The sequence below is a fragment of the Micromonospora sp. M51 genome, assembly GCF_018070305.1.
Taxonomy (GTDB): Bacteria; Actinomycetota; Actinomycetes; order Mycobacteriales; family Micromonosporaceae; genus Micromonospora; species Micromonospora parva.
Window position 1 is genome coordinate 1 of sequence record NZ_JAGPXZ010000870.1, and the last position, 2,352, is coordinate 2,352.

General features: G+C 71.1%; 2 protein-coding genes. One reads left to right on the forward strand and one right to left on the reverse strand.

What is annotated here, in order from left to right; translation table 11 throughout:
• Positions 1–75: 75 nt before the first annotated feature.
• Positions 76–1,191 (reverse strand): Xaa-Pro peptidase family protein, encoded by a 1,116-nt coding sequence (locus tag KBX53_RS29980; RefSeq protein WP_210863033.1) that lies wholly within the window; start codon positions 1,189–1,191, stop codon positions 76–78.
• Positions 1,192–1,391: 200 nt separating this feature from the next.
• On the opposite strand from KBX53_RS29980, the gene KBX53_RS29985 reads away from it, so the two are divergent.
• Positions 1,392–2,352 (forward strand): glycosyl hydrolase family 18 protein (locus KBX53_RS29985; RefSeq protein ID WP_210863035.1); only part of this gene is annotated, 961 nt, incomplete at its 3' end.

Genomic DNA, 2,352 nt, shown 5'->3' on the forward strand with positions numbered 1-2,352 from the left:
GCTCGCGGTCGGCGAGCTCGGTGGCGAGATCCAGCAGGTCGTGGGCCTCGTCGGTGGGGAGGATCCGGTCGACAGTCATAGCGCGATGAGCTCCGTGGGGGTGGTGTTGAGCCGTTGCACGCCGTCCGTTGTGCAGACGACGATGTCCTCGATGCGGGCGCCGTGCCGGCCCGCGAGATAGATGCCCGGTTCGATGGAGAACGCCATCCCGGCCTCCAGGGGCCGGTCGTTGCCGTCCACCAGGTACGGCTCCTCGTGCCCGTCGAGCCCGATGCCGTGGCCGGTGCGGTGCAGGAAGGCGGGCCCGTAGCCGGCGGCGGCGATCGGCTCCCGGGCCGCCGCGTCGGCCGCCGCGCCGGTGATGCCGGGCCGCACCGCCTCGACGGCGGCACGCTGGGCGTCGCGCAGCACCGCGTAGTAGTCGAGGAAGTCGGCCGGCGCCGGCCCGCCCACCAGATAGGTGCGGGTGCAGTCCGAGCGGTAGCCCGACGGCATCGTGCCGCCGATGGCGACCACCACCGGCTCGCCGGCGCCGATCCGCCGGTCGGAGGTGCCGGGGTGCGGGCTGGCCCCGTTCGGCCCGGCCGCCACGATGACGAAGTCGACGCTGACGGGCCCGGCGGCGCGGATCGCCGCGGCGATGTCGGTCCCGACCTCGGCCTCGGTGCGCCCGGGGCGCAGCCACTCGCCCATCCGCAGGTGCACCTCGTCGATCGCCGCGCCGGCCTCGGCGAGCGCCGCGATCTCCGCCGGGGACTTGCGGATCCGCAGCTCACGCAGCACCTCCCCGGCGAGGCGTTGCGCGGCGTCGGGCAGCGCCGCGCGCAGGCCGAGGACCTGCTCGGCCCACATCCGGTCGGCGAGCCCGACCGCCGCGACCGGGCCGTCGAGGGCGGCCACGACCAGGGGGTACGGGTCGGTGCCGTCGACGTGGTCGACGATGCGCACCCCGGTGGCCGGCGCTGGGGACGCCTCCGCCGCCGGACGTTCCAGCCTCGGCACGATCAGGGTCGGCTCGCCCTCGGCGGGCAGCACCAGGCAGGTCAGCCGCTCCCCCGCGTGGGCGTCGTACCCGGTCAGGTACCGCAGGTCGGATCCGGGGGTGAGCAGCAGGGCGTCCAGGCCGGCGGCAGCCGTGGCGCGCTGCGCGGCGATCAGCCGATCCGGCGGAAACAGCTCGTCGATTCCCACCCCGCCAGCTTAACGGTCGTTTGGGCAAACCCCATATCGACATCAGCAGGCCAGAAATCCACCGATGTTGATTGACTCGGACAGTTAACACTCTTTAAGATTTGGCTGCCTCGAGGCCCACCCGTACCTGCGTCCCGCACTCCCCGCCCGCGACACCCCGCGTGGGCGGGTGTCGTCCCCCGCCCACGGGAAGGCCCCCGATGTCCTCACCACTGCGCCGCGCCCTCGCCGCCGGCCTGCTCGCGCTGGCCACGGCCGGCGCCACTCTGACCGTCACCGCCACCGCCGCGCAGGCCGTGGTGCTGCCGAACAACTTCAAGAGCGTCGGCTACATGCCCTCCTGGGCCGGCAACGTCAACACCATCCAGTACAACAAGCTCACCCACATCAACTACGCGTTCGTGCTGCCCAACAACGACGGCAGCCTGCGCGCGGTGGAGAACCCGAGCAAACTCTCCTCGCTGGTCTCCCAGGCACACGCCAACAACGTCAAGGTGTCCATCGCCGTCGGCGGCTGGAACGACGGCAACGACTCGGCCTTCGAGGCCCTCGCGGCCAACTCCGGCAGCCGGACCACCTTCGTCAACAACCTGGTCAACTTCGTCAACCAGTACAACCTCGACGGCGTCGACATGGACTGGGAATACCCCGACCCGGGCGCCTCGGCCAACAACTACACGGCGCTCATGACGCAGCTCGGCAGCGCGATGCACAGTCGCGGCAAGCTGCTCACCGCCGCGGTGGTCTCCGAGGGTTACTCCGTCGACGGCGTGCAGCCGGCCGTGTTCAACCAGGTCGACTGGCTCAACATCATGGCGTACGACGGCGGCAGCCCGCACTCGAACTACGACTGGTCGATCAACAGCGTCAACCTGTGGAAGGCCCGCGGCCTGCCGGCCAGCAAGGCCGTCCTCGGCATCCCGTTCTACAGCCGTCCCGGCTACTACACATACTCGGCGCTGGTCGCGCTGGACCCGGCGAACGCCAACCGGGACTGCACCACCGCCGGCGGGGCCCAGCAGTGCTACAACGGCGTCCCGACGGTCAAGCGCAAGACGCAGTGGGCCCTCGCAAACGCCGGCGGCGTGATGAACTGGGAGCTGTCGCAGGACACCACCGGCTCGACCTCACTGGTCAGCGCCATGTACGACACCATCATGG